At 34.1% G+C, this 25,788-nt stretch carries 27 protein-coding genes; 13 read left to right on the top strand and 14 right to left on the bottom strand.

The features are described 5' to 3' along the window. Window positions 1-66: 66 nt before the first annotated feature. The gene (locus tag J2772_RS21215) at window positions 67-1,068 is read right to left on the bottom strand and encodes a dipeptidase (RefSeq protein WP_245365291.1); all 1,002 of its coding nucleotides are present in this window, start codon (window positions 1,066-1,068) and stop codon (window positions 67-69) included. Continuing rightward, complete coding sequence (locus J2772_RS21210) at window positions 1,069-2,262, bottom strand: DUF4932 domain-containing protein (protein WP_209920196.1); 1,194 nt, start codon at window positions 2,260-2,262, stop codon at window positions 1,069-1,071. It abuts the gene before it with no gap. A 94-nt stretch (window positions 2,263-2,356) separates the two neighbouring features. Between J2772_RS21210 and thrS the strand changes: the two genes are divergently transcribed. Further along, on the top strand, window positions 2,357-4,276 hold the full coding sequence (thrS, locus tag J2772_RS21205) for a threonine--tRNA ligase (protein WP_209920194.1): 1,920 nt from the start codon (window positions 2,357-2,359) through the stop codon (window positions 4,274-4,276). A gap of 152 nt (window positions 4,277-4,428) precedes the next feature. Continuing rightward, the gene (gene infC / locus J2772_RS21200) at window positions 4,429-4,929 is read left to right on the top strand and encodes a translation initiation factor IF-3 (protein ID WP_027372223.1); all 501 of its coding nucleotides are present in this window, start codon (window positions 4,429-4,431) and stop codon (window positions 4,927-4,929) included. 150 nt (window positions 4,930-5,079) lie between these two features. Here the strand turns inward: infC and J2772_RS21195 are convergent, their stop codons facing one another. Next, window positions 5,080-5,640: a hypothetical protein gene (locus J2772_RS21195; RefSeq protein WP_209920192.1), complete on the bottom strand. Its 561-nt coding sequence runs from the start codon at window positions 5,638-5,640 to the stop codon at window positions 5,080-5,082. 150 nt (window positions 5,641-5,790) lie between these two features. Here J2772_RS21195 and J2772_RS21190 point away from each other — a divergent pair, with 150 nt between their 5' ends. The 3 genes from J2772_RS21190 (at window position 5,791) to J2772_RS21185 (ending at window position 7,599) form a co-directional block, all read left to right on the top strand. Then, complete coding sequence (locus J2772_RS21190; RefSeq protein WP_245365290.1) at window positions 5,791-6,636, top strand: resolvase; 846 nt, start codon at window positions 5,791-5,793, stop codon at window positions 6,634-6,636. After that, window positions 6,578-6,943, top strand: coding sequence for a hypothetical protein (locus tag J2772_RS24230; RefSeq protein ID WP_245365289.1), 366 nt, complete (start codon window positions 6,578-6,580; stop codon window positions 6,941-6,943). The genes J2772_RS21190 and J2772_RS24230 overlap by 59 nt, the downstream gene beginning before the upstream one ends. Window positions 6,944-7,032: 89 nt before the next feature. Then, window positions 7,033-7,599 (top strand): hypothetical protein, encoded by a 567-nt coding sequence (locus J2772_RS21185; RefSeq protein ID WP_209920190.1) that lies wholly within the window; start codon window positions 7,033-7,035, stop codon window positions 7,597-7,599. Between the two features lie 256 nt (window positions 7,600-7,855). On the opposite strand, the gene J2772_RS21180 is transcribed toward J2772_RS21185, so the two are convergent. The 10 genes from J2772_RS21180 to J2772_RS21140 form a co-directional block, all read right to left on the bottom strand. Further along, window positions 7,856-8,485 carry a response regulator transcription factor gene (locus tag J2772_RS21180; protein ID WP_209920188.1) on the bottom strand — a complete coding sequence of 210 codons (630 nt, stop codon included), beginning with the start codon at window positions 8,483-8,485 and terminating at the stop codon, window positions 7,856-7,858. A gap of 2 nt (window positions 8,486-8,487) precedes the next feature. Further along, entirely contained in the window at window positions 8,488-10,698 is a 2,211-nt protein-coding gene (locus J2772_RS21175) for an ATP-binding protein (protein WP_209920185.1), read from the bottom strand. Window positions 10,699-10,891: 193 nt separating this feature from the next. Beyond that, window positions 10,892-11,443 carry a DUF4303 domain-containing protein gene (locus tag J2772_RS21170; RefSeq protein WP_209920183.1) on the bottom strand — a complete coding sequence of 184 codons (552 nt, stop codon included), beginning with the start codon at window positions 11,441-11,443 and terminating at the stop codon, window positions 10,892-10,894. Window positions 11,444-11,646: 203 nt separating this feature from the next. Continuing rightward, window positions 11,647-11,775 (bottom strand): hypothetical protein, encoded by a 129-nt coding sequence (locus tag J2772_RS24320; RefSeq protein ID WP_262899072.1) that lies wholly within the window; start codon window positions 11,773-11,775, stop codon window positions 11,647-11,649. A 28-nt stretch (window positions 11,776-11,803) separates the two neighbouring features. Beyond that, on the bottom strand, window positions 11,804-12,496 hold the full coding sequence (locus J2772_RS21165) for an SMI1/KNR4 family protein (RefSeq protein WP_209920180.1): 693 nt from the start codon (window positions 12,494-12,496) through the stop codon (window positions 11,804-11,806). 9 nt (window positions 12,497-12,505) lie between these two features. Next, on the bottom strand, window positions 12,506-13,312 hold the full coding sequence (locus J2772_RS21160) for a DUF4274 domain-containing protein (RefSeq protein ID WP_209920179.1): 807 nt from the start codon (window positions 13,310-13,312) through the stop codon (window positions 12,506-12,508). 56 nt (window positions 13,313-13,368) lie between these two features. After that, a complete protein-coding gene (locus J2772_RS21155) occupies window positions 13,369-13,749 on the bottom strand; it encodes a hypothetical protein (RefSeq protein WP_209920177.1) in 381 nt (126 codons plus the stop codon). Between the two features lie 6 nt (window positions 13,750-13,755). Further along, a complete protein-coding gene (locus J2772_RS21150; RefSeq protein WP_209920175.1) occupies window positions 13,756-14,700 on the bottom strand; it encodes a DUF6985 domain-containing protein in 945 nt (314 codons plus the stop codon). Window positions 14,701-14,752: 52 nt separating this feature from the next. After that, window positions 14,753-15,100 carry a hypothetical protein gene (locus J2772_RS21145; RefSeq protein WP_209920174.1) on the bottom strand — a complete coding sequence of 116 codons (348 nt, stop codon included), beginning with the start codon at window positions 15,098-15,100 and terminating at the stop codon, window positions 14,753-14,755. 75 nt (window positions 15,101-15,175) lie between these two features. Next, the gene (locus tag J2772_RS21140; RefSeq protein WP_317194523.1) at window positions 15,176-15,703 is read right to left on the bottom strand and encodes a hypothetical protein; all 528 of its coding nucleotides are present in this window, start codon (window positions 15,701-15,703) and stop codon (window positions 15,176-15,178) included. Between the two features lie 236 nt (window positions 15,704-15,939). Here J2772_RS21140 and J2772_RS24225 point away from each other — a divergent pair, with 236 nt between their 5' ends. Then, window positions 15,940-16,083, top strand: a complete 144-nt coding sequence (locus J2772_RS24225; protein ID WP_245365288.1) for a hypothetical protein — start codon at window positions 15,940-15,942, stop codon at window positions 16,081-16,083. A gap of 133 nt (window positions 16,084-16,216) precedes the next feature. Here J2772_RS24225 and J2772_RS21130 read toward each other — a convergent pair whose 3' ends face one another. Then, window positions 16,217-17,698, bottom strand: a complete 1,482-nt coding sequence (locus tag J2772_RS21130) for a hypothetical protein (RefSeq protein ID WP_209920171.1) — start codon at window positions 17,696-17,698, stop codon at window positions 16,217-16,219. A 249-nt stretch (window positions 17,699-17,947) separates the two neighbouring features. On the opposite strand from J2772_RS21130, the gene J2772_RS21125 reads away from it, so the two are divergent. From J2772_RS21125 to J2772_RS21095, 7 genes are all read left to right on the top strand, one after another. Further along, on the top strand, window positions 17,948-18,769 hold the full coding sequence (locus J2772_RS21125) for an alpha/beta fold hydrolase (protein WP_209920169.1): 822 nt from the start codon (window positions 17,948-17,950) through the stop codon (window positions 18,767-18,769). A gap of 121 nt (window positions 18,770-18,890) precedes the next feature. Beyond that, on the top strand, window positions 18,891-20,654 hold the full coding sequence (locus J2772_RS21120; protein ID WP_209920167.1) for a hypothetical protein: 1,764 nt from the start codon (window positions 18,891-18,893) through the stop codon (window positions 20,652-20,654). 93 nt (window positions 20,655-20,747) lie between these two features. Further along, on the top strand, window positions 20,748-20,945 hold the full coding sequence (gene rpmI / locus J2772_RS21115; RefSeq protein WP_034694453.1) for a 50S ribosomal protein L35: 198 nt from the start codon (window positions 20,748-20,750) through the stop codon (window positions 20,943-20,945). Window positions 20,946-21,066: 121 nt separating this feature from the next. After that, window positions 21,067-21,411 (top strand): 50S ribosomal protein L20, encoded by a 345-nt coding sequence (gene rplT, locus J2772_RS21110; protein WP_034694451.1) that lies wholly within the window; start codon window positions 21,067-21,069, stop codon window positions 21,409-21,411. A 287-nt stretch (window positions 21,412-21,698) separates the two neighbouring features. Continuing rightward, the gene (locus J2772_RS21105; protein WP_209920165.1) at window positions 21,699-22,895 is read left to right on the top strand and encodes a M28 family peptidase; all 1,197 of its coding nucleotides are present in this window, start codon (window positions 21,699-21,701) and stop codon (window positions 22,893-22,895) included. Between the two features lie 73 nt (window positions 22,896-22,968). Next, window positions 22,969-24,147 carry a M28 family peptidase gene (locus J2772_RS21100; RefSeq protein ID WP_209920164.1) on the top strand — a complete coding sequence of 393 codons (1,179 nt, stop codon included), beginning with the start codon at window positions 22,969-22,971 and terminating at the stop codon, window positions 24,145-24,147. Between the two features lie 211 nt (window positions 24,148-24,358). Then, a complete protein-coding gene (locus tag J2772_RS21095; protein ID WP_209920161.1) occupies window positions 24,359-25,531 on the top strand; it encodes a M28 family peptidase in 1,173 nt (390 codons plus the stop codon). Window positions 25,532-25,788: the final 257 nt, after the last annotated feature.

Genomic DNA, 25,788 nt, shown 5'->3' with positions numbered 1-25,788 from the left:
TATCATGTAAAAAAATGGTATTCAATGCGTAATTTGTTAAAGTATCCGATTAAATTCCATTAATATCTAGTTCGTAAAACTTTCTATGAAGTGTAAAGCGTTTCTTTGGCTGATCTTTTCTACAAGCTCAGAAGAGAATCTTTTTTCAATCTCTCTATTAATAGATGGATAGACTGATGCATTGGAATGTTCTTCAAAGAAAAACGGGTGACGTGATGTGTCCGGATGATCTTTCCAATAAAAATAATCCGCTCCGTAGGCTATACTGTTTTCTCCACCCAGATCAAGCCCGTATTGAATATGCTCATAAAGCCTTTCAGGATGTTCAATATCTACATAATCCTTGATGAAGTTTAAACCAATCAGACCATTTCTTTTAATAACTTCTTTGGCCAGTTCATCGGGAAGATTTCTGTTGTTTTTATATACTGTTCTGTAATTGGAATGGCTTGCCAGAATAGGAATTGAATAATTTTTCTGATCTATATAAGTGAAAATATCATAAGCCAGCTGATCACTTGTGTGCGCCAGATCTATGGCTATTTTTCGGTCTGCAATATAATCAATCAACACTTTTCCATCTTCTTTTAATCCGGCAGTGGCATTATTTCCGCCTCCAAAACGGTTTTCTAAATGGTGGGTAATTCCGATATAAAGTACTTTCTGAGTATTTTTAATAATGGTTTCAAGGTTTTTAAATCCTGAGTCCAGGCTTTCGTTTTCATCACAAAAAGCAGATGCATTTTCGATGGAAGCAATAACTCCTACCCGGTTTTCATTCTCAGGATTCTTATAATTTTCATGTTCAAACAGGAAAAAGTTTTCATTTTTGATGAGTTCTGAGAATAATTGGCTTTGCTGAAGTCCATAAGTGGTACTTCCTTCGCCGGTTCCTGCATACATAGCCATTACCTGAAGTTTTACATTTCCTTCCTGTAAATATGGCAGCGAACATCCGAGTTCTTTATCGTCAATTTTTGAGCCTTTTTTTAATAGATAGTACAGTAAATCACAGTGTAGATCAATATTTATATCCGTCATTGTATTCATATATTTCGTAAATTTCAATTATCTTGTTTTTTTAATGGTCTCTATTTCTTTGTTAATATACTCTATATTGCTGTTCTCAAAAACTTTTATAAGTTCTGGTACAAAATCACCAAATGTCTTATATCTGCTTCTATTCGCATCATATTCTTTTATTTTTTCTTCTAGTTGAGGGAGAAAGAGAAAATAATTATTCAGGTGATATTTTTCCAGTTTCTTCGCTCGTTCATCATCATTTTGAATTTTCGCTGTTTGAATTTCACCTAATCTTACCAAGTGTTCAACAACACAGGTTTGATAATCAGCCACGCCACTTGTTTTGGTCATGATCTCTTTTAGATTTGATTTTTCAAATAGATCTTTAAATTTTTCCAGTCTTTCTTTATGCCGATAGACTTCTTTATTAACAAAAGAATGCCCAAATTCATGAACGGTTAAAAACCTCGCCTGAAACTGATTATCATATCCAAACTGCCCTTGCTTTTCGACCCTCATAAATGGACTTGCTATTTCATAGATCGTTTTATTTCCGGATTTATCTTTCACATCTGTCCCTATTCCACGCCCTTCGTTGTCATCAATAGGCCACATCATCATAGGGGAAATAAGAACAATATACTTACGAAAGCCTTCTCCATAAAACGCCTCCATAGCTGAAGTGAAATTCACGGGAATTTGTCTGCTATATTCAGCTATAGCACCTTCATAAAAAGCTTTATTTTCCTGAAAGAATCCCCCTATTTTTTCCTGATTATAAAATAGCTCAAGCTCTGCAATATAACTTTTAATAAGGCTTGTAACTTCCTCATTTTGTGCTTTGGTCAATGTGTTGCTTTCAAATTTATAGTTATCATACCAACCCTTTAACGGAAATTCGTTATAAGACAAAAGAGGCTTCATGATAGCATCATTTCCAATGCCGTATTTTTGTATTAAGGTATCATTGATTTTTGCTGTTAGATAAGCAATTTTAGAGTTCTTCAAATGTCCATATTTCTCTAATGCTCTTTTAACGATAGGCTGATAGGTAGAACAGTTTTTAATTTTGAAAAGTTCAAAATCCTTATTTACTTTCCGATGGTCTGCAGAAAGGATTTCCGCCAGGAAATAAGTATCTATATTTTTATGATAGGATACTGTAAATTTTGATCCTTTTTTTTGAGAAAAAGAAAGGATCAAAAATAAAAGTGCAAAAAATGTTATGAGCCTTTTCATAGGTTTGAATTAATTCTTTAATTCAAATATACGTTAATATACCATTTTAAATAAAAAATGCGTATTTTTGCATCTTAAAATTTTTTAGTAAACAATGATAAAAATTACACTTCCAGACAATAGTGTCAAAGAATTCGAAGGAGCAGTAACTGCTCTAGATGTGGCAAAATCTATAAGCGAGGGATTGGCTAGAAATACCATTTCCGCAATTGTTAATGACAAACAAGTAGAAATAACCACACCTATAACCACGGATTCTACGGTACAACTTTTGACCTGGAATGATGATCTTGGAAAGAAAGCTTTCTGGCATTCTTCTGCTCACCTTTTGGCGCAGGCTATCCTTGAGTTTTATCCTAATGCTAAGCTGACTATTGGTCCTGCTATTGAAAACGGTTTCTACTATGATGTAGATTTCGGGGATGAAAGTTTATCTGAAAAAGATTTTGAAAAGATTGAAAAGAAAGTTCTAGAAAACGCTAAGAAAGGTTCAACTTTCTCTTTATACCCGGTTTCTAAAGAAGATGCTTTAAAAACATACGCAGATAACCCTTACAAAGTAGAATTGATCTCTAATCTGAATGATGGAGAAATTACTTTTGTAACCCATGATAACTTCACAGATTTATGTCGTGGAGGACATATTCCTAACACAGGAATTGTAAAGGCTGTTAAGATTTTAAATGCTGCAGGAGCTTATTGGAGAGGAAATGAAAAGAACCCTCAATTAACAAGAGTATATGGTATTTCTTTCCCTAAACAGAAAGAACTTACTGAATATCTTGAAAGATTGGAGGAGGCTAAAAGAAGAGACCACAGAAAGCTTGGTAAAGAGCTTGGAATTTTCGCATTCTCTGAAAAAGTAGGTGCCGGTTTACCTCTTTGGTTACCAAAAGGAACTGCTTTAAGAAGAAAATTGGAAAATTTCCTTTCAGATGCTCAGAAAAAAGGAGGGTATGAATTCGTAATGTCTCCACATATCGGAGCTAAAGAATTGTATGTAACTTCAGGACACTGGGATAAATATGGAGCAGACAGCTTCCAGCCTATCAAAACTCCGAATGAAGGAGAAGAATTTTTGTTGAAACCAATGAACTGTCCACACCACTGTGAGATCTATAAGACTTCACAATGGAGCTACAGGGATTTACCAAAAAGATATGCAGAATTCGGTACTGTATACAGATATGAGCAGAGTGGAGAGCTTCACGGATTAACAAGGGTTCGTGGATTTACTCAGGATGATGCACACTTATTCTGTACTCCTGATCAGCTTTCTGAAGAGTTTGAAAAAGTAATTGATTTAACACTTTATGTTTTCAAATCTTTAGGGTTTGAAGATTTTGTGACTCAGGTTTCGTTAAGAGATCCTGAAAACAGAGAAAAGTATATCGGTTCTGATGAAAACTGGGAAAAAGCAGAAACAGCAATCATCAATGCAGCAGAGAAAAAAGGTCTTAAAACTGTAGTTGAATATGGTGAAGCAGCATTCTACGGTCCTAAGCTTGACTTCATGGTGAAAGATGCATTAGGAAGAAAATGGCAGCTTGGAACTATTCAGGTAGATTATAACTTACCAGAAAGATTTGATCTTCACTATATCGGAAATGATAATGAGAAACACAGACCGGTAATGATCCACAGAGCACCTTTCGGCTCTATGGAGCGTTTTATCGCGATCTTATTGGAGAATACTGCGGGAGATTTCCCTCTATGGTTGAGCCCGGATCAGTTTATCATTCTTCCAATCAGTGAAAAATATGTAGATTATGCAAAAAAAGTTTCACAATTTTTGGAAAATCACGATATTAGCGGTCAGATTGATGACAGAAACGAGAAAACGGGTAAAAAAATCCGTGATGCTGAATTGAAAAAGATTCCTTTCATGCTTGTAGTAGGAGAAAATGAAGAGAACGAGGGCACAATTTCTGTAAGAAGACGTGGCGAAGGAGATCTTGGAGTAATGAATCTGGAAGATTTCGCAGCTTACTTTAAAAAAGAAGCAGCTGTTTAAGTAAAAATAAAATTAAGGTATTGAGAGGTATATGATTAAACTCTCAATACTTTAAATATAAATAAGTAATTAACCAATAAAATTATAATACAATAGCACAAAGATTTAACAACAGGGGCCCACAAAGACGTCCTGTACAGGAGGACTTACACTTGATCAACGATAAAATTCGTGTGAGAGAGCTTCGTTTGGTGGGCGATAACGTAGAGCCAGGAATTTATCCAATTGACAAAGCAAGACAGATTGCTGCAGAACAAGAATTGGATTTAGTAGTAATTTCTGATAAGGCAGAACCTTTTATTGCAAGAGTATTGGAATATAAAAAATTCTTATACGAGCAAAAGAAAAAACAGAAGGAACTTAAAGCTAAGCAAGTAAAAGTGGTTGTAAAAGAGATCCGTTTCGGACCTCAGACTGATGACCATGATTATGAATTCAAAAAGAAGCATGCTGAGAAATTCCTTGAAGAAGGTTCTAAATTGAAGACCTACGTATTTTTTAAAGGACGTTCGATCATCTTTAAGGATCAGGGAGAAATCTTGCTTTTAAAACTTGCTCAGGAACTAGAGCATGTGGGTAAAGTAGATCAGCTTCCTAAGCTTGAAGGAAAGAGAATGATTATGATGATGAGTCCTAAAAAACCAGCAAAATAATTAAGTCATTATTTTACATATAAAAACCTCAAATTACTTTGAGGTTTTTTTATATCAAAATTTTCACAGAAAAGTTCATAAGAAAAGAAAGAGGGGTTATGTTGACATCATTTGTATTAGTCCCCCCTTTCTTACAGGTTTTAGTAGTTTTTATCCTTCAAAATTGCCACAATCATGCTCTTTAAAAAGCGGTAAAGCTTTTTGGGTTGTAAAATACCTGGCTACTCTTTTTTTGTCGAGTTCGAGTTTTTTGCCTTCTACAACCAGCTCATAAACGGGTGCTTTATCGATTTGTGTTAAAATATAAGTTCTGTCTGATGTTTTTAAAACCGTTTTGTTTCCTTCGCCGGAAACAGAGAAATCATTAATTTCAAAGGCATCCTTTTCATCACAGATATTGGTCCATTTAATTTTATTCTTGGTGATAGAAAAGCTTGCTAAATCACAGGAATAGCAGTTACCGGAGAACTCTATACCATATTTTTCATACACATTTTTGCTTTTTGTTTCCAATACATCAATAGGAACCAGTTCTGAAAAATCACCCGGTATTTCTACTTTTGAAATAGTATTTTTTTCCGGGGTAAGTTTAGAAACTGTATCTGTTTTTACAGCAGTAGAATCAACATTGTTCACTTTTTTTTCCGTAGAAGTTGAACAGGATGCTAACAAAACTACTGCAAATGAAAAGCTGGTTATTGTTTTTTTCATCTACAATCAATACTTAGTTTTAACAGATGTAAAATTGATTAAAATATACGATTCAATATATCCCTGTTTTCAGCCATTTATTGCCAATATTCAGAGGTTTTGTTGGCCGCTGAATTGAATACTGATACATTTGCCCGAAAAAACAGAACAATGAAACCTATATATTATTTTTTCATATCATCTACAGTAGTATTGATGGGATGCAATCCGCAGAATAAATCATCAGAAAATCAAAAAGCAGAAACTGAAGTTTCTCAAAAGATCATCACATTTGCTGATTTCAAAAAGATAAAAGGGGTAGATAATGTACAGGAAGTTCCTTTTCAGTTATTTACCAAGCTGGATTCTGTACGGTTTTTTGTGAGCCCTAATAAAGAGGCCGCCCATTTTAAAACTGCATATAACAAACTGGATAATTATTATGGATTTGAAGAGTTTGATGACTTCTACTCTATTCATTACAGCATTAATAATACTATTTCGAACAGCATTGAAGCTTTTGTGTTGAAATCAGAATTCACAACCTCGTTTGATTTGACTTTGAAAGGTATAAACCTGTATGAAATCAGAAGCAGTACATTGAAAAAGTCTCAGGATTTTAAAAATAAATCATTCAGTAAATATGGCACGATAACTGAGGTTTCTGAACAAGAATTTAAAGCTGCTTCCACAAATAAAATTGATGAAGCTCTGGTAAAAAATCCACAGGTTAAATTAAAGGATAATAATTGGATCTATACTGAAAATTCAAAGGAAACGGTGATTACACAACATGAGAATGTATCTACAGAAGACGGAACATTATCCAATGAATATATAGGGCAATCTCCTTCCCTGCATCTGGAGGTTTTCAAAGAAAATCCGGCAGAAACTACTACAGATGTGTACTATTCTTTTTATAATGTAAAGCCAACAGCAGGTTTTTCTTTATTTACAGGTGGATATCCCCACATTCTTCCTGGTAAAAACTGGATATCCCCACATTCTTCCTGGTAAAAACTGGATATCTTACATTGGTTCAAATAATGATGTAGGAAGTAATTTTGATATCAGTACTTATGTAGAACAAAGTCATACTCAGGAAAACCTTTTATATGTAAACTTCACCAACTTCAAAATTGGCGATGAAGCAAAAGCTTTTTGGGCGGATGATGAAACCTTTTATGCCGAAGTTTATCCTACCAATTCAGCTTCATCAAATGGCAAAAAGCAAAAAGCGGCTTTCATAAAAATTAAGCTGAAGGCTGATCTGTTTCGAATGAAAAAAAAGTATTACAACCCTTATAGCAATTGGCCCCACTAGGAAAGAAGTAAGATAAAAACCCCTGAAACCAGCCAGTGTTTATGGAGGTAAAGTCCAATATCTTTGCATCAGTTATTTAAAGATATACCATGAAGAAAATAAGTTTAGCGATTCTTTTTTGTTTACTAAGTTTTATAACTTTCGCACAATCATTAAAGGTCGTTATTAAACAGGACGGAAAAGTAATTGAACCTGTAAATGATGTTTATGAGTTGAAAAAATCGCCTTTTATATTTGAATTTACGGCTGCCAACCTTGAAGGTTTTTTAGTTGGAGCAACAACAAATAAAGATATTTATGCAGGAGCTTTAGGAGTTTTCAATACTGAGGTTCCATGGTTCCAAAGTACAGGGATGGCAGAGGAACTGTATAACAAGGATAAAGAAATGTTTTTAATGGATTCTGCCCCATCTTATTGGTATTATACAGGGGTGAAAGATCACAGGTTCGATAAAAATCCCAAAGGTAATTTAAAACAATGGACGGCTGCGCGTACCATCACAAGGTTTTATGACATCATGGTGGATCAGCCCGTTAATTTAAAAGATGTTGATGGCAGAGTTTATCTGTTAATGTATGAGCCTGTATATAACGAAGAATATGATTTAACAGGAAAGAAAAACCTGTTTCAGGCAACACTGAGATTTAAAGATTAATAATTGAACACCTAATTTTAAATTTATATAGAAAAGGTCTGCTTTTACGATGTAAGCAGACCTTTTTGCTGGTATAAATATGAATCAGTTTCAAAAAATTGAATGCAGATTATTTACGCTGAATTTTATAGACGCAAAGGTTTTATTTTTAGAAACGTATTATTTTAAGGAAGCAAAGCAGTGAATCAATTTCATTGATTCTTTTTAAGCGAACATTTAGCCAGCTGCTTTGTCTTTGTTATCCTTTTAGAATATTTTATTCGATAATTAAACCGTATTCTATGGCCAGTTTAATGGCTGAACTAAGATTAGAGGTCTGAAATTTTTCAATAAGGTTTTTTCGGTGACTTTCTACGGTGTGTGGGCTGATGAACAGCTTTTCTGCCATCTGATTGGTCGTCAGTCCTTTTGCCGCTTCAGCCAGAATTTCTTTTTCTCTTCGTGTCAACTTAGGAACCTGATTCAAGCCGTCTGGTGATTTTTTCTCTAAAACAGAACGGGTTTGTGAACATAAGAATTGGTTACCGGCATATACGGTATTAATTCCTTCCAGGATTTCAGAAACTGAAGCATTTTTCTGAATGTAGCCTAAAGCCCCTTCTGCTAAAGTACTGTTGATTACAGGTAATTCATTGTGAACACTAAGCATAATGATCTGAAGGTTTCCGTATTTTTTCTTTAGAGGCTTTATAAGTTCGATGCTGTTGATATCTGCTAAATTGATGTCTAACAATAAAATATCAATAGCTTGCTTTTTCAAACCTGCATTCATTTCTGAAACATTTTTAAAACAATCTACAACGTCTATATTATCGTTATTTCCTAAAATATTTTTCAACCCTTCCAATAGAAGCGGATGATCGTCTGTTATGGCTACTTTTATCATATTTAATGAGTAGGAATTTGAAGTTCTATACTGGTGCCAATATTCAATTGGGATGTGATATTCATCGTTCCTTTTAAAAACTGGACTCTTGATTCTATATTGTGAAAACCGGCTGTTTTTCTAAAGTCTAAATTGGCGAGCTCAAAACCTTTACCATCATCTTCTACTGTAAGATGTAATACGTTGTCTTCTTCACTGATCTGAATGATGATTTCAGAGGCTTTGGCGTGTTTGATGGCGTTGTTTACCAATTCCTGAATGACTCTATAGATCAGCAGTTGTTTTTCTTCTGTTATGGAATTACTATAATTGATAAATTCTGTATGGATGTTTAATGCACTGTTGGACATACGTGATGCAAACTCCTGAATGGCCGCTACCAAACCGTATTTCATTAATAAATCGGGCATTAAATTATGGGCTACCCGTCTCAGTTCTTCTACAGCACCATCAATCTGGTTGATTGATTTTGAAATTCCCTCCTCTATATTTCCGGATTGATGCGGATCTAAAATAGACAGTTGGAGCTTAGTTCCTGAAAGCAATCCGCCTAATCCGTCATGAAGATCACGGGCTAAACGGCCGCGCTCCTGCTCCTGCCCTTCAAGCAATGCGGTAAGTGTAGATATTTTAGAGTTTTGTTTCTCTTTTTCCATGGCCAGAGCATGCAGTTCATCTCTTTGTTTAATCGATTTTACACGTTGTTTATAAGCATACAGCAATAAGAAGATTAAAACAATGAAAATGAAAATAAAAACAATATAGTAGGTATTGATCTTTTCTTTGAATGCCAACAGCTTTTTATAGCTGTCGATATCGTTATTCTTTTGTTGGGTTTCTAATTTAGCCAAACGAAGCTGCTGCTCTTTTTTCTCAGATTCCAGTTCTGAAAATTTTAAACGTTCCCGTTGGTTTTCCTCTACCAGTTTTAAGTTATTATAGACTTGTTCACGTTGTGCACGAAGGATATTGATCAGCTTAATTTGCTGTGCTTTTTTATCGCTTTCCAGCTGTAGTTTTATATACTTTTGTTCCTGTCGTTCTTTTTCAAACTGTGATTCTAATCTTTTCGTGATATCCAGTTTTTCCTGATCGTAAATGCTTTTGTATTTATCAACATAGCTTTTATAATAGGTCAGTGCTTCTTTGTAATTGCCCTGTTCTTCGCTAACCCGGGATAAAGACTCCAGAATAGATAGTTCAATATTATGATCTCTCACCGGGCTTTTTCCGATTTCCATAGAGGCTTTCAGAAAGTATGATTTAGCTAAATCGTAATTTTTATTCTGTATGGCCAATTCTGCCAATATTCCAAATGAAGAAGCAATGTGAATAGGATCACCGGTTTCCAGACTCACCTTGTTGGCTAGTTGAGCGTATTGCATAGCCTTCTCCGGGTTAAATTCGGTATACAAATTAGCTAAATTGATCGCAGCATAGGAAAGATTGCTCTTATTGAGCATAGATTCTTTATTTCTATTGAAAGTTGCAATAGCCTGCAGGTAAAACTGCTCTGCTTTATTTCTAAACTGTATATCCGATGGATTTTGAGCATATTTCTGTTCATACACATATCCCATTCGCATATAGGCATCGAAGATCAGACCGGGATCATTTTGTTTGGATGCTAACAATAGAAACTGTTTGCTGTATTTTTCTTCCAGTTGATATTCATTCAGGTTAGAATAAATAGTGGATAGTTCTTTGGCTACGTTACCAAATCTTCCATACAGTGTAGAAGTTGTTGGTGAGTTTTCGTAATAGTTAATCGCTTTCAGGTAGGCAGCCACAGCATCTGTGGTTTTATTATTACGGACCAAAATCCAGCCTTTTGCGTATTCCAGATATCCTTTAGCTTCGTTGCTATTTGTTTTTAAACTGTAAGTTCTGGCCAGATCCAAACTTTTTGAAGACTCAGCTTCTTTATTGTCTAATCGGTAGTTCATTGCCTGAACAGCATATAAAATAGTGGCATATTTTCCATCGGTCTGTTTTGATGCAATGGAGATATTGTGAGTTAAAATCTGATAAGATTTTGGTTTAGCATTATGAAAGAATAAAGCAGTGGCATATTTGGGTGCCAGATTCAGCTGCTCTTCTGTTTGGTTTGAAGCATTGTTATACTCTTTCTCCAATTTGCTTAAAACCTCTTGTGCCTGAGCAAAAAACGGACAAATAAGTAACGTAAATATAAATAATAACCTGTACCTCAAACCCTTTTCTTTATTAAGTTTTATTGTAGTAAAGAACGTAAATATAAGTAAAATACTTCTACTCTATTTTGGAACGATCTTGTTCAGTAAAAGATTTTCATTTCTGAAGTCTTTTTTCATTTTTTTAATGTCGAATCTTTATTTAGACTACAAATTTTATCATGTTTATCCTTGTCAAGGTTTGAAAATTTATTTAGCTATTCTCACTTTTACATTCAACAAATTCACGTAGCAACTCAGAATCTACATTTATTGCTAATGCCGAACGTAATGCTACATCAGGATGCTCATCTACCGATACAATGAATACAATATTCTCAATCTCTAAACCTAAAATATTAACTAATGACTCTTTAGCTTCTTTCATTCCTACTATATAAAACTGTATGTTTTTTTCAATCTCTTCTTTTTCATCAGCACCATTTTGAATTTTTGGCAGCATTATATCTCCAAAATATTCTCTCATATCCTTATTAAATTGATCTAAGAAATCATCAGCATACATACCATCATCAACAGTAATCACCCATTCATCAAGTTGCCACTTTAGTTCAATATCTTCTTCTTTTTTTAATTGATTATGTGCAGCAACCGCCATATATGAAGTTGTACAAAATGAATGGGCATGAATCGTCATTCCATATATTTCATCATTATTTTCTGTGCATTTTTTGTATAAGTACGAAAATTGGTCAACTATTCTACTTATTAGTTTCTCAAGATTTCGCTTATGCCATTCTTCCATTATTTATGTTTTACATTCAGATAGGTAGATATTTCATTGAGCCATTTCAAAACATCATCATTATTTTCAAAATAAATATTCGAAAGATGAGATATTCATCATTAATTCGTTTTATTAGCCTTGTCAATGTTTGGAACCTTGACAAGGCTGTTTAGTTATTACTTCCTGCACTAAAACAAGCTGTGACCTTCTAAACACCCTATCTAATCCATTACGGTATTATCCTTTTTATAAGGCTTATCAATTAGGTTATCTCCACCGAAGTGAGTTTCTTCTAAAGTCAGGATCACCAGGATGCCCAGAAACGGGAAATTAACATTCTTTTTCATCATAGTTTTTATAATTATTGAGTCAGCTACTCTATTCCCAATAAGCAAATTTTGTGTTTAATTTTTCAAATGCTGTTTCCTGCTTAATGAGCTTTTCAAATTCATCAAAAGTGAGTAACCCTTCCCTTTTAAACTCGCTCCCGTTAGGTTTTCTGTAGGTATATTCAAAAATATCACGTTGGTAAAGATTCTCCAGAATTTCAACTTGTTCTGGTTTTAAATACTTACGATGTGTCTTTAGCTGATTATGTAGATTTTGTTTGATTTCTTCTTCGGAATCCTCATAAAACATAGAATCTTCATCCATTTCAGTTAAAGATTCCAAAAGTTGTCTAAAAATAAAATCCTGAAGATTTTTAGCTAGAATTTCAGCATCTGAGTCGTGCCGAAAAAAAGTAATGGGAACTTCCCCATTTACCTGCATATCCAATTGAAAAACATACATATCACCAGCTCCATTTCCGGCAAAAGGAACCATTCGGTATTTTGGGCTGATGTCGTAAATCTCGTGATGAATCATTTCCCTAATTCCCTCACGATAAGAAATTGGCTCCCAAATTTCGATATCGTTTCCAAATAAAAGCAAAGGAGGATTTTCTTTTAGCGTAGAAAAAGGAACATTAGTATCCCAATCGTCAATGATCATTCTATCATCATATAACTGCTTATAAAGCTCTGGATAAGTAAAATTAAATTTCTTCTCTAAGTCTTCTAATGTATTCATACATATGTTTTAAACAGTTTTTCTAAAGATATCCGGAACTTCCCAAACTATTTTTTTCTTTTTATACTTAACTTTCTCGTCGGTCTGAGGGTTGTAGCTCAATACTTCGGGATACTTGTTGTTTACAATATTATTGATAATGCCCTGCAGCATTGTGTTTGTATAGGTATATGCAGAACATTCGGTATACAATCTCCAGAATATCAGTACTGCAATCCCTTTATCACATAACCGGCGTTGTAAGATCTGAGCTGCATATTCCGGTTCATCTATAAAATAGGCAATGTTGAATAGTTCAATCGCTGATTCAGCCTCTCTGATGTTCTTTTCCCATTCTCTGTCAAACCACACATCTACATCATCCTCTTCGTAATATATATAGGTTTCTTCGCCATTTGTTTTTTGAAAAATCCAGTCCGGAATGATGAATTCATCCTCATACAATGGTGCAGGGTCAAACTGAATCTCTGTTTTTTGATAAAAGTTATTGGGATAGTTCTTTAAAAGTATTTTTAAAAGGCTAAACACCTCATTTTGGGATACATCTTTGAGCGTTTGATCTAATTTATATTGCTGAAAATCCTGTGGCTGAGCCAGCCAGAAGAGTTCTAAAGCAGTGGCTTCACTGCAAATGGGGCTTTCTGCAATCCACTGTAAGATTTTTACACCATCATCCCAATTGTGATGAGTGGCAAGATAATGCAACTCTTCTGAAGTTTTTAATTCTTTGAATTTTGACTCATCCAATTCACTTTGTGCAATGCCTTCATAGAAATTATTGTTAATAAACTGTTGTTGCTCTGAAGTAAGACTCATATTTGATAAATAATTGATTAATAGCATTTTTAAGTTCTTAACTTAGATACCTTTATTTAATGATTTACAATTTCATCGCTTCCAAAATCGTTTTCAATCCACCCATGAAATCCCATGCACATTCCATCACCATCAAGGGTGTTGAGTTCCTCGATTATTTCGTCATCTTTATAGAGGACAATATTGGTTTGCATGGCTAAGCGATAGTTTTCATTTTCCAACGAACCAAAAATTCCGTCCATTTGCATCATCATTCCGTAAATAGTGTTGTCTATGGCTTTTATATGAGCTTCCCGAAGTATGTTGTCTGCTTCTGATGGGATTTTGTTGATGGCATATTTCCGGATATTTTCGAAAACAATATATCCGGCCCCGTTTTGCATCCACAATTCACGATCACGTTCATCCGATGGTGGGTTTGCTAATTCTTTTTTCATATTATTCTAATTTATTTCAGCATCACTTTCAGCAGCAAATATATCAAAAGCCAATGCAGCATCACCAATCTCAACAATGCGGTCTTTGTGTACCATAAAACCCAGATCATGTTCAATATCCCATGGGCAGTTAAAACTAAAACCAATGTATGGATAATCGTCTTTGATTACAGACGTCACATAGAAAATAGTTGGTGATAATAGACTGGAAAAACCTTTGATTGTTTTTATATCAGGCATAAAATCTTTTTTGTAATCTTCAGTGTAACCATAAGCTTTTTGGAGATCAGGATATATTTTAAGAAGCTCTCCAAGCATATTTTGCAATATTTCTTTCTGGTGATCTTCTAAATACAAAATTCCTTTTTCCTGAAAAGCTGAAGGTTCTTCAATGATTTCACCATCATCATCTAAAAAATGATAGCAAAGCTCACCTTCTTCCTCAAAAAACGTTCTCCAGTAATCCAATTCAATATAATAATCTGTTTCCGGTTCATCTTCATCAATCTCAGAATTTAAATCTCTTGGATTTTCAAGATGCCTGTTGAAAAATTCGTAACAAAAAGGAGCTCTTTCAAAAATATAATCAGGGTTTTCAGCATATGAAAGATTGAAAAATTCCAGTGCTTTTTCTTCATTTCCACATTCTAAACAACATTTCCCTTTGTAGTAATTTCTGATATAGGCCTCATGCTTTTTAGAAGAGGTATGTTTATCATCTTCTGCCAGCCAGCGCATCATATTATCAAAATCTTTTACCCAAATGTACTCGTTAGTCATTCTTCCAATGTAAATGCAACCTTGATGAATATTGTATTTTTCATCATCGGCTTCTTTCCATTTGTTTTCAATGAAAGTGATGAGTTCTTCTTTGGTAATATTTGATTTTTTGAGACTTGATTTTTCCAAGTACAATCCGATCTCTTCTATTATCGTTTCAGCATTTGACATAGATAAACGATTTAATTTTCCTTTTTAAATTTGACCTGCAAGATTAGCACTTTTAAACAGATAAACTATCCAATAGTTCTTTTAATTTTTTATTATTCTTTTTATTGATAGGAGACCAATATTGATTCGTATCACATGCTCTTTCCAGAACATCTCTATCATCTTTCTCCATTTGAAGCAAAAATTTAGAGATTAATAAGCCTCTGATTTGTGCCAATGTCTGATTCACTCTTTCATTAACAATATAGTCACTAAGGGTTTTGTCGTGCTTCTGATCTTCTTTCTCTATTGAAAAATGACTTTTTATTTTGTCGAGTGAAACCACAATCCGGTCAATATCTACTATTATTTTAATAGCTTCTTCTTCACTCAGTTTTATTTTATTATCGCTTTTGGCCATGATTTTACTTTAATATCCTTCTATAATCGCTGGTTATTCCTCCAGTGTGCATTCATTATTAAAATGTTTCAGCATTTAGATTTTAGCAAAGAAATTAAACGTTTGTTGAGCAACTAGCTTGGATTTTGTATCTGATGGATCATTAATCTGTTCTTCATACAATTCTATTCTTATGATTTTAATATCACTCGGAATTTTGTAAATTCCATCCTGTGTATAATTATATCCCTGTACATTTGCACTTTCTTTCCCGGGCTTCTTTTTGATTTCCACATAATACTTAAGCGTAATAGTATTCCCACTTTGCTCTCCCCTTTCAAAACGGATTTTTCTCACCTGATGAATGGAATGTCCACCGGAACTGATATTTCCCTGTATACGAAACTGTAGTACTTCAGCATTTTTAGAAAGCATGAAAACCATAGGACAAAGACGCTCTGTAACCGTCTTACGAGTTGTATAGGTATGCATTTTACCTGTTTCGGGAATTTCTTTTGTAACCCGGTTGGGTTCTGAGTAAATAGCAGAAACCTGCAATTTCTGAGCATTGCCTTTACAGCCCAATAGTGTAAAAAGTGAAGTTAAAATCACGAAATGTTTCACCCGCTTATCTTTAATAAATCCTGAAATTAAAGGTAATAAAAGTTGTTACATCAAAATATCCCTGATAATAGTGGTTTTTCACCTCTAATCTGATATATCAAAGCATATATTAAATCAGTAACATGCAGAAATAAGTAGCTGCTAAGCTGGCTACAGTAATTCCGGAAATCAGGAATGCAAGAAGATAATATAAGCCATTTTTATTTTTCTTTCGTAGGGAATTCATTATAAAAATAATGAGCGTACATAAAAATCCGGCTCCGAAAAAAATCATCAAAGCAGCAAGAAATAATGCTCTTTCCAAGTGTAAATCTGCGGATGAAAGCATGTTTAAATATTTAGAAGATTTGAAGTTGGAAGCTGGAAGAAGGGAGTTATAGAAGTCATATGGAATAACCGTTTATCTTTTTTTACTTAATTGTGTTGTGGCTGTCACTAATTATAACTGAAAGTAGCTTCCAGCCCACTTATACATAATTTTTTTCACCAACTCGGTTTAGTAAAAACTTTACATCATTCTTTATATTCCTTTCCGGAGTAAATATCAATATAGTAGTAAATTGTTTGCTCTGAACCAGACTTAATACTTACCAACCCCTCCGAGTTAATAGATTTATAAGCTTTAAATCCTATATTTCTTTTACTCTTGTTGTCAAAAAGTATATATGATCCGTCTTGCTCTTTCTGAAGGGCATAAATTTGTTTTTCAGTATCCAAAACTGATATATTATAGTATTCAGGCTTTATTTCCCAGGCTTTTTCATGACTATTCCACAAGCCCATGGTTTTCAATTGTTTTTCGTTTTCAATTCGGATAAGATAGGTGTCATTCATCCCTGTATAATAATTTATTTTACCGAATTTCCAGTTTTTGTCAACGTATTGATTGGGTAAAATCATTTTTCTATCAGGCCAAACAAGATTCCCAACCTGATCTAAAACTTTAAAATTGCAGGAGCCAATGGAATCTGTAACATTTCCTTTGGTATCGATGTAAAGCCAGTCGTACGCCCAAATGTCATGATCGTAATTAAAAACTCCTAGTAAAAAATAAGGTGAATTGGTGATGGAATACACTAAAGAAGTATTTTTAATGAAATCGATTTGCGAAGCTGTTGCCTTTGTAATTTCCTTTGGGAATACCTTTTCATATTGTGGAAAAGCATAGACATCCTTGGTTTTGTTATCTGTTAAAAGTTTAGGAACTTCTGGTTCATAACGTTCTTTATTAACTTCTTTCAACGTTATGGTTTCTTTCCCCAACACCATTGAAAGTGTTTCTGTACCTTTCAGTCCGCCGTAAATCGCTTTTTTATGATTCAATTCATACATTGAAAAGTTTGGATTGGAGCCTTTGATAAATCGTTTGTTTTCTAACAGCTCTACAATATTATTTTCGATTTTATATAGACTGCTTTTTTTGATTTCGTAAAGTGTACCATTCCAGAAAACATGGTTTTGATCTACAGATATAACATTGAGATAATAATTATCTTCTAAGTACGGAACGTCTTCATGAAGTAAGACTTGTTTGCTTTCTAAAATGCCAATTTCTATTTTACGGTATGTCTGTTCTTTTTTGATACCACCACCTAAGATATTCCAATCCCATTTCCAGGCCGGCATTTTCTTTTCGTATTCAATGTCCTTTTTATAAAATGTAAGTCCATTAATAACATTTAGATTAATTTCCTCAGCAGAAAATCCCAACATTATTTTTCCACTTTCATCTATAACGGCATATTCATCTTTTTCATTCATAACAACGGCAAATCCTGTAGTAGTAAACAGTGATGCGGTTTGATATTTTTGATTAGTGATGGGTTTCAGACTTGTTTTATCTACATAAACAAAATTATTCTGCTCTGTTAAATAGGGAACACTATTGATGGTCTTTGTTTTTGAGTAAATTAATGGCAACTTATCTTTTTTTTCCTGTGTACAGGCTATAGCCGAAGTCAACATAAAAAGGATACTGCATACTGTTGTTTTCATACTCTGAAATATATCTCAATATTAGAGAGAAGTACAGTATAATACAATCCCAATTATCAGCCATATTTTATGTTATGCAACATTTTCATAAGGCATAGGCTTTCTATAAGCGTTATTGAATTAACGTTAATGATATATTGGGTTTATTTTTATATTTCGTTCAATAATTATCTTATATCAAGATATTGCGAAAATTTTCCACCTACATTTGTGAATATAAAAATTAAACAATTAATAAAATAAAAAATAATGAGCACACTCACATTAAAAGACGGAACAGAAATCTATTATAAAGACTGGGGAAAGGGACAAATTATTTTCTTTCACCACGGATGGCCCTTATCAAGTGATGATTGGGACGCACAGATGTTTTTCTTTCTGGAGCAAGGTTACAGAGTAATTGCGCATGACAGAAGAGGGCATGGAAGATCTCAGCAAACACCTTACGGACATAATATGGATACCTACGCTTCAGACGTGGCAGAAATTGTAGAAGCATTGGATCTGAAAGACGTGATTCATGTTGGACACTCTACCGGTGGTGGTGAAGTAATCAGATATGTTGCAAAACATGGTAACGGAAGAGTTTCCAAAGCCGTTTTAGTAAGTGCAGTAACCCCTATCATGGTTCAGAATGAGAATAATCCGAATGGAGTTCCTATTTCTGTTTTTGATGATATCCGAAACAATACAGCGAATAACAGGCAGCAGTTTTTTATAAACCTTACCTTCCCTTTTTACGGATATAACAGAGAAGGAGCAAAAGTTTCTGAAGGTATCCAGAGAAATTGGTGGAGACAGGGAATGAATGGCTCCATTAAAGCTCATTACGATTGTATTAAAGCATTCTCTGAAACAGATTTCACTGAAGACCTTAAAAGTGTAGAGGTACCCGTTTTGGTAATGCATGGCGAGGATGATCAGATTGTCCCGTTTGAAACCACAGGAAAAGTGGCTGCCACTCTGCTTAAAAATGGTCAGCTGATATCTTATCCCGGCTTTCCTCATGGCATGCCAACCACTGAAGCTGAGACAATCAATAAAGACCTTTTGGCATTTTTTCAATCATAATGTAATTGAACATATAGAAGCAAACTACAGATAAAAATATCTGTAGTTTTTTATATTTTTCGTTATTTTGCAGTCGTTATCCTAAAAAGTTTAGGAAACTCTTAGTATAAATACATTAACCATGAGACTAGGATACCTATCCTTTTTTTTCATAGCAGTTATCCTTTTTTCTCTCGGATGTTTCTATTATTACCCTTTCTTTTCTGATGACAGTTTAATTTCATTACGCTATGCGCAACGTTTTATTGAAGGTAAAGGTTTAACCTGGAATGATGGTCATCCGGTTGAAGGGTATTCCAATTTGCTTTGGGTTTTAGCCGTATCCCTATTGGGCAAATTAGGTGTGGATCTTATTCTTGCTGCCCGAATTATAGGCATTTTGTGTTCAGTGGGAATATTAGGAAGTATTCTTTATTATTTTAGAAATAAAAATATACAAAGGGAATATATTTTTCTTGCTGTTGCATTGTTGGCTACTACTCCATGCTTTGTCGTCTGGGCAATTGGCGGATTAGAACAGCCTTTATACGTACTGCTGCTGACCTTAATTTTAATTGAAGTTTCCAAGATCGTTAATGATTATCATTTCAAAACTATTTATCTGTTGTCATTTTGGCTGGGACTTTTAGCACTTACCAGACCGGATGGTTTTTTATTTACCCTACTTACCTCAGGGTTTCTATTAGCAATATATAGAAAGCAGAAAGATCAGTTCATTAAAATAGGTTTTGCCACAGCAATTATTCCATCACTGTTTTTACTGGGGCAACTTGCATTTCGCTATAATTTTTACGGGGAATTGGTTCCTAATACAGCATTGGTGAAGGTAAAAGTAACAATCCATCATGTTTTACGTGGTGGCTTTTATAATATTAAAGCTTTCTTAGCTACTTTAGTATTATCAGGATTAGGATTAGGATCTCTTTATTATCTTTTAAGAAACAGAAATCTTTTCGGATATTATTTATCATTGTTAACTGCTGCCTGGGTTGGATATGTGACTTTGGTTGGCGGTGATATATTTCCTGCCTTCAGACATTATTATGTTGTCCTTATCCTGTTTGTTTTTTCCATTATTTTTGGATTACATTATTTCAAAAAGATCAATCTGACTTCAAAAAAAGTAAGCTGGAGTTTTGTTTTTCTTTTAATAGTAAACGGGTTTATCCAATCTCTAATTATTGATAATAAACGTGCTGTGGATGAAAGATGGGAATTCAGAGGAATGAAACTGGGAGAAACTTTAAAGAAAACATTCCCTAATCAAACACTGGTTGCCGTTACTGCTGCAGGCTGTATTCCTTACTCGTCTGAGTTGCCTACTATTGATATGCTGGGCTTAAATGATTATTATATCCCAAGACATCCACCTAAAAACTTTGGAAGGGGATCTTTAGCCCATGAATTAGGGGATGCCAATTATGTTATGAAGCGAAATCCTGATATTATTATATTCAATATTGGGAGCGAACCCAGATTTAATATTGGTGATCAGCTGAAGACAAATACGATTTTCAATAACAATTATATTAAGGTAAAAGAAAAAGAGGAAGAATATCAATTATTCTTCAATAAATACGGGAAGAATACAGGTATTAAAAACAATGGAAATCAATTAATTATTCCAGGATATCTGTTTCAGAATTCATCAGATAATGTGAATGTTTTTTCCAATAATAAACTGTTAAAAACAATGAGTAAAGGAAATACTTACACTCTATCTATAGATGATCTTCCATCCGGAGATTGGAAAATATCAGGTTCAGAAGAGAAAAATGTAGATTTCAATGCTGATATTCGGATGAAAAATGGACAGTTAACCATTGAAATTACTCCAAAAAATCATATGTTTTTAGAAAGTCTTGTTCTGGAAAGGAAATATTGATATTTTTTTCGTACTTTTGCAAACTATTATTCCTAATGTCTTTAGGGAACCATAAACAGATATTGATAACAAAAACAATAAAAAAGCAAAACAATGCCAAAATTAAAAACGAAATCAGGTGCTAAGAAACGTTTTGCTCTTACTGGAACAGGTAAGATCAAAAGAAAAAACGCTTACAAAAGCCACATCTTAACTAAGAAAGAGACTAAGCAGAAGAGAAATCTTACTAGTACTTCTTACGTAGCTAAAGTGGACGAGAAAAGCGTTCAACGTCAATTAGCAATTAAGTAGTTTTTATAAATCTATATTCGGTTTATAAGAATTCAAAAACAAATTCAAAATTTCAACCCTGAAACGGTGCAAATAAGAGTAACATCAGTTGCCGCCCTTTTCAAAAAAAACAATTTAAATTATGCCAAGATCAGTAAATGCGGTAGCTTCAAGAGCTCGCAGAAAGAAAATTTTTAAGCAAGCTAAAGGTTTCTTCGGTAGAAGAAAGAACGTTTGGACTGTAGCTAAAAACGCGGTAGAAAAAGCAATGCAATATGCTTACCGTGGTAGAAAAGAGAAGAAAAGAAACTTCAGAGCACTTTGGATCACTCGTATCAACGCGGGAACTAGAGAGCACGGAATGTCTTACTCTCAATTTATGGGAGCTCTTAAAAAGAACAACATTGAGCTTAACAGAAAAGTTTTAGCAGATTTAGCAATGAATCACCCTGAAGCTTTCAAAGCTGTTGTAGATCAAGTAAAATAATGTAGAATACTATTTTTGTTATCAATATAGTCCCGGGTTTTTATCCGGGATTTTTTTTATGTATACACCACATTTTTTTACACTGTTCAATACTTTTCACCCTAAATGTAAAATATAAAGCTGAAATGATATTTAGATGAAAATAAAATTAATTTTAAGATTAAATAACATCACAGGTTATATCATTATTAAAAAAACAGTTGAATACTGATAAATAACATCAATTAGCAAAATAAAATCACCATTAATTCTTATATTAGCAACTGAAAATTAATTCAATTGAATAAATGAAAAAAATAGCTGTTTTTTTGTTTACCTCCTTAGCGTTGCAGAATATCGGGGCTCAGAATCTTATTCAGGCCTATAAGACCAGAGCGGATATGGTTTCCCAAACAAATATCACAAACAATCTTACTGATTTTGAAAATCTTGGAGTAAAAACCACAGGCTCGCCTGTAAATACCAGTACGCTGAACTGGCTGAAGAACAAATATACTTCTTATGGATATACGGCCAGCCAGATTGAAGAAGACCCTTTTACTTATACAAATTTTAACGGAAATAATATCAGTTCTAAAAATTTAGTAATTACTAAAACAGGAACTGTTTATCCAGACAAGTATGTAATTATCTGTGGGCATTATGATACAATCGTTGGAGCTGGAGTTAGTGATAACGGTAGTGGTACCTCTATTCTTTTAGAAGCAGCAAGAATATTAAAAGACATTCCTACTGAATACTCTATTAAGTTTATTCATTTTTCAGGAGAAGAACAAGGACTGAAAGGCAGTTATCATTATGCTGATAATATAGCTTATCAGGGAAGTACGCGTACATTGGATATCAAATTAGTATTTAATATTGACCAGGTAGGTGGTCAACTGGGTAATACCAATAATACTATTAAATGTGAAAAAGATATCAGTGGAATGTCCGGAAATAATACTGCATCTGCTACTGTAACTCAGGAATTGGCTGTATGTACAGGCCTTTACTCTCCTCTTCAGACTTCTATTTCCAATACTTATGGTTCAGACTATATACCTTTTGAAGCCAAAGGGTATACAATTACCGGTTTCTATGAACATATCCGAAGCGAAAATGAACACACTACAGAAGATACTTTTGCCAATATAGATCCTGTTTATGTCTTCAATGTAGGCAAAGCAGCTGTGGGAGCATTACAACATTTTGCGGTAGCTTCTACTACAAATAATGTTCTTGGAATCCAGGAAAGTACAGGACAAAAAACATCAGAGACTGTAAATATTTATCCTAATCCGGCAAAGAACCTGTTAACGGTGGAATTGCCCCAAAACATTAAGCAATTCAGTATTGAAATTTCCGATATGACCGGAAATACAGTGCTTCGTTCTGAGAATCAAAACAAAATAGATACTACCCCTTTGATTAATGGAACATATATGATCTCTGTAAAAACAAGCAAAGATCATATCATTAAGAAGATTATCATTGAAAAATAACCAATATATGATAATGATGAACTGGTCTCAGTTCCTATAATAATGCATTATTTAGCCGTATAATAATCACACGATGAAAAAAATCACTTCTTTTTTATTAATCGCTATAGTTTCACATAGTATCAGCGCACAAAGTTTTATTCAAGCTTATCAAAACAGAGCTGATGCGGTTTCTCAAACAGATATTATCACGAATCTGCAGGCATTTGCTAGTTTGGGGTTAAAAAAAACAGGAACTCAGGTTAATGCTGACGCACTCAATTGGATTAAAACCAAATATCTTTCTTACGGATATACAGCCAGCCAAATATCGGAAGACACTTTTCCTTATTTGAATACCACTTCAAAAAATTTAATCATAACAAAAACAGGAACAGTTTACCCTAATAAATATGTGATTATTTGTGGACATTTTGACAGCATTGCTGGTTCAGGTGTTAATGATAATGGTAGTGGGACCTCTATTATTTTAGAGGCGGCAAGAATTTTAAGAACAATACCTACAGAATATTCCGTTAAGTTCATTCATTTCTCAGGAGAAGAGCAAGGGCTTTTAGGCAGTTACCATTATGTAAACAATGTTGTTTATCAAGGAAATAATCGTGTCCTGGATATTAAACTGGTTTTCAACCTGGATCAGGTAGGAGGTGTAATGGGAAATAATAATAACACAGTATATTGTGACGAAGATATGGGAGGCCTTCCTGGTAATAATGCTGCTTCTGCTACCATAACTCAGGAGTTAAGAAATTGCACGGCATTGTATTCCACTCTTCAGACCGCTGTAGACCCTGCCGAAAATACAGATTATATTCCATTCGAAGAAAGAGGTGAGATTATCACAGGTTTTTTTGAAAGGATCAGAAGTAGCTACCCACATACCGTTAATGACACTTTTGCCAATACGGATCCGGAGTATATTTATAAGATTGGAAAGGCAGCTGTAGGGGCACTGCAACATTTTGCTGTTGCTTCTACACAAACATTAGGAACTCAGGAAACTATTTCAAAAAACACTTTAGAATCTATTAAAATCTACCCTAATCCGGCAAAGGATTTCATCAGTATTGAATTTCCAGATTCTAAAATAAAAAGTTTCAGTTTTGAGATCACTGATTTTGAGGGGCGTTCTTTATTTAAAACATATAATGAAACTAAAGTTAATATTTCAAGCCTGGAAAACGGTGCTTATGTTGGGATTATAAAGGCCAACGACAAGACTGTAGTAAGGAAGGTTATTATAGCCAAATAATTTTATCTCATTAAAAAGATTTATTAAAATACTTAGCCCTTTGAATTTCTTCAAAGGGTTTTATTGGTTAGTATTAACATTAACCAGCATCAATAGTACTGCTCTGCTATTTTTTAAATTTTCTGATAAAATTTTATGGATACCATAAAATTTTAAACACTTCGTTGTGATTTATTTACTACATTCGTAATACCATTTAAAAATTAAATATATGAAAAGAATTACCACTCTTTTATGCGCTTCATTAATTGCACAAAGCATTAGCGCTCAAACTTTTATTCAGGCTTATAAGGACAGGGCTGATATGGTAACCCAAACCAACATTACAACGAATCTTCAGGATTTCGGTAATTTTGGGATTAAAAAGACGGGATCTCAAGCCAATACCAATACCTTAAACTGGATCAAAAACAAGTATCTTGCTTATGGTTATACAGCCAGCCAAATTACAGAAAGCCCTTTCACTTATGGATCAGTAACTTCAAAAAATTTGATTATTACTAAAACCGGAACCCTTTATCCTAATAAATATGTGATTATCTGTGGGCACTTTGATACCATTAACGGACCAGGAGTTAATGATAATGGAAGTGGTACATCTATTATTCTTGAAGCGGCCAGAATATTACAAAATGTACCAACAGAGTATTCTATTAAGTTTATTCACTTTTCCGGAGAGGAACAAGGGTTGATTGGAAGTTCGCATTACGTTAATAATGTGGTCTATCAAAACGGAATTCGTAAACTGGATATAAAGCTGGTCTTTAACCTCGATCAGGTAGGTGGTGTAAAGGGAAATAACAATAATACGGTGTACTGTGACGAAGATCAGGGAGGTCTTTCCAGTAACAATGCTGCTTCTGCTGTGGTAACACAACAGCTCAGAAACTGTACTGCCCTTTATTCTCCGCTTCAAACAGCTGTAGATCCTGCTGCAGATACTGATTATATTCCTTTTGAGCGGAAAGGTGAAATCATCACCGGTTTTTTTGAAAGAATAAGAAGTACTTTTCCACACAGTTCCAAAGATACTTTCGCCAATGTAGATCCTGTGTATGTTTATAATATTGGAAAGGCCACAGTGGGAGCTTTACAGCATTTTGCAACAGCCTCTACAACGGTAGCAGTGAATAAGTCAGCATCACAAAATGGATTAGAAAATGTGAAGCTCTACCCTAACCCAGCCAATAATATCCTTAATATTGAATTACCGGATAAAACAGCCAATTTCAGTTTTGAAATAACCAATGTATCAGGAAGAACCCTATTGAAAGTGAATAATGAAACTAAAATTAATGTTTCAACCCTGGAGAGAGGCGTTTATGTGGGAATTTTAAAAGTGGGAGATCAAACTCTTGTTAAAAACATTTTGATTGAGAGGTAAATCTATATTTCAAAACAACGATAGCATATCCCCCCCCGGCAGTACGCAGGGGGGTATTGTTTATGAGCTCAAAGTCACAGACTTTGCCTTTACTTTGATGTAAGTAAAAAATAAAATAAATTTATTCAAAGAAAAGCAGAGGTGAACTTTAGACTTTGCTAGTTAAGAACTATGCTGCGCATTAGTCCTCTGCTTTTCCTTGAATATTGTTGAACAGCTTCAAATAGAATGATAGATTTCCAGATCTAATAAAGGCT

The sequence above is a fragment of the Chryseobacterium jejuense genome (assembly GCF_017877355.1).
In the GTDB taxonomy this organism is placed as follows: domain Bacteria; phylum Bacteroidota; class Bacteroidia; order Flavobacteriales; family Weeksellaceae; genus Chryseobacterium; species Chryseobacterium jejuense_A.
Note: the sequence above shows the minus strand (reverse complement) of the source record. Positions and strands in the feature narration are given on the sequence as shown.

Coding starts and splice junctions, on each gene's coding strand:
- J2772_RS21100 (WP_209920164.1), top strand. CDS start 22,969: ATGAAAAAAATCACTTCTTTTTTATTAATCGCTATAGTTTCACATAGT.
- J2772_RS21160 (WP_209920179.1), bottom strand. CDS start 13,312: ATGAGTCTTACTTCAGAGCAACAACAGTTTATTAACAATAATTTCTAT.
- J2772_RS21145 (WP_209920174.1), bottom strand. CDS start 15,100: ATGGCCAAAAGCGATAATAAAATAAAACTGAGTGAAGAAGAAGCTATT.
- J2772_RS21185 (WP_209920190.1), top strand. CDS start 7,033: ATGAAGAAAATAAGTTTAGCGATTCTTTTTTGTTTACTAAGTTTTATA.
- J2772_RS21125 (WP_209920169.1), top strand. CDS start 17,948: ATGAGCACACTCACATTAAAAGACGGAACAGAAATCTATTATAAAGAC.
- J2772_RS24225 (WP_245365288.1), top strand. CDS start 15,940: ATGAGCGTACATAAAAATCCGGCTCCGAAAAAAATCATCAAAGCAGCA.
- J2772_RS21150 (WP_209920175.1), bottom strand. CDS start 14,700: ATGTCAAATGCTGAAACGATAATAGAAGAGATCGGATTGTACTTGGAA.
- J2772_RS21155 (WP_209920177.1), bottom strand. CDS start 13,749: ATGAAAAAAGAATTAGCAAACCCACCATCGGATGAACGTGATCGTGAA.
- J2772_RS24320 (WP_262899072.1), bottom strand. CDS start 11,775: ATGATGAAAAAGAATGTTAATTTCCCGTTTCTGGGCATCCTGGTGATC.
- J2772_RS21120 (WP_209920167.1), top strand. CDS start 18,891: ATGAGACTAGGATACCTATCCTTTTTTTTCATAGCAGTTATCCTTTTT.
- J2772_RS21195 (WP_209920192.1), bottom strand. CDS start 5,640: ATGAAAAAAACAATAACCAGCTTTTCATTTGCAGTAGTTTTGTTAGCA.
- J2772_RS21170 (WP_209920183.1), bottom strand. CDS start 11,443: ATGGAAGAATGGCATAAGCGAAATCTTGAGAAACTAATAAGTAGAATA.
- thrS (WP_209920194.1), top strand. CDS start 2,357: ATGATAAAAATTACACTTCCAGACAATAGTGTCAAAGAATTCGAAGGA.
- J2772_RS21165 (WP_209920180.1), bottom strand. CDS start 12,496: ATGAATACATTAGAAGACTTAGAGAAGAAATTTAATTTTACTTATCCA.
- J2772_RS21190 (WP_245365290.1), top strand. CDS start 5,791: ATGAAACCTATATATTATTTTTTCATATCATCTACAGTAGTATTGATG.
- J2772_RS21210 (WP_209920196.1), bottom strand. CDS start 2,262: ATGAAAAGGCTCATAACATTTTTTGCACTTTTATTTTTGATCCTTTCT.
- rplT (WP_034694451.1), top strand. CDS start 21,067: ATGCCAAGATCAGTAAATGCGGTAGCTTCAAGAGCTCGCAGAAAGAAA.
- J2772_RS21180 (WP_209920188.1), bottom strand. CDS start 8,485: ATGATAAAAGTAGCCATAACAGACGATCATCCGCTTCTATTGGAAGGG.
- rpmI (WP_034694453.1), top strand. CDS start 20,748: ATGCCAAAATTAAAAACGAAATCAGGTGCTAAGAAACGTTTTGCTCTT.
- J2772_RS21130 (WP_209920171.1), bottom strand. CDS start 17,698: ATGAAAACAACAGTATGCAGTATCCTTTTTATGTTGACTTCGGCTATA.
- J2772_RS21105 (WP_209920165.1), top strand. CDS start 21,699: ATGAAAAAAATAGCTGTTTTTTTGTTTACCTCCTTAGCGTTGCAGAAT.
- J2772_RS21095 (WP_209920161.1), top strand. CDS start 24,359: ATGAAAAGAATTACCACTCTTTTATGCGCTTCATTAATTGCACAAAGC.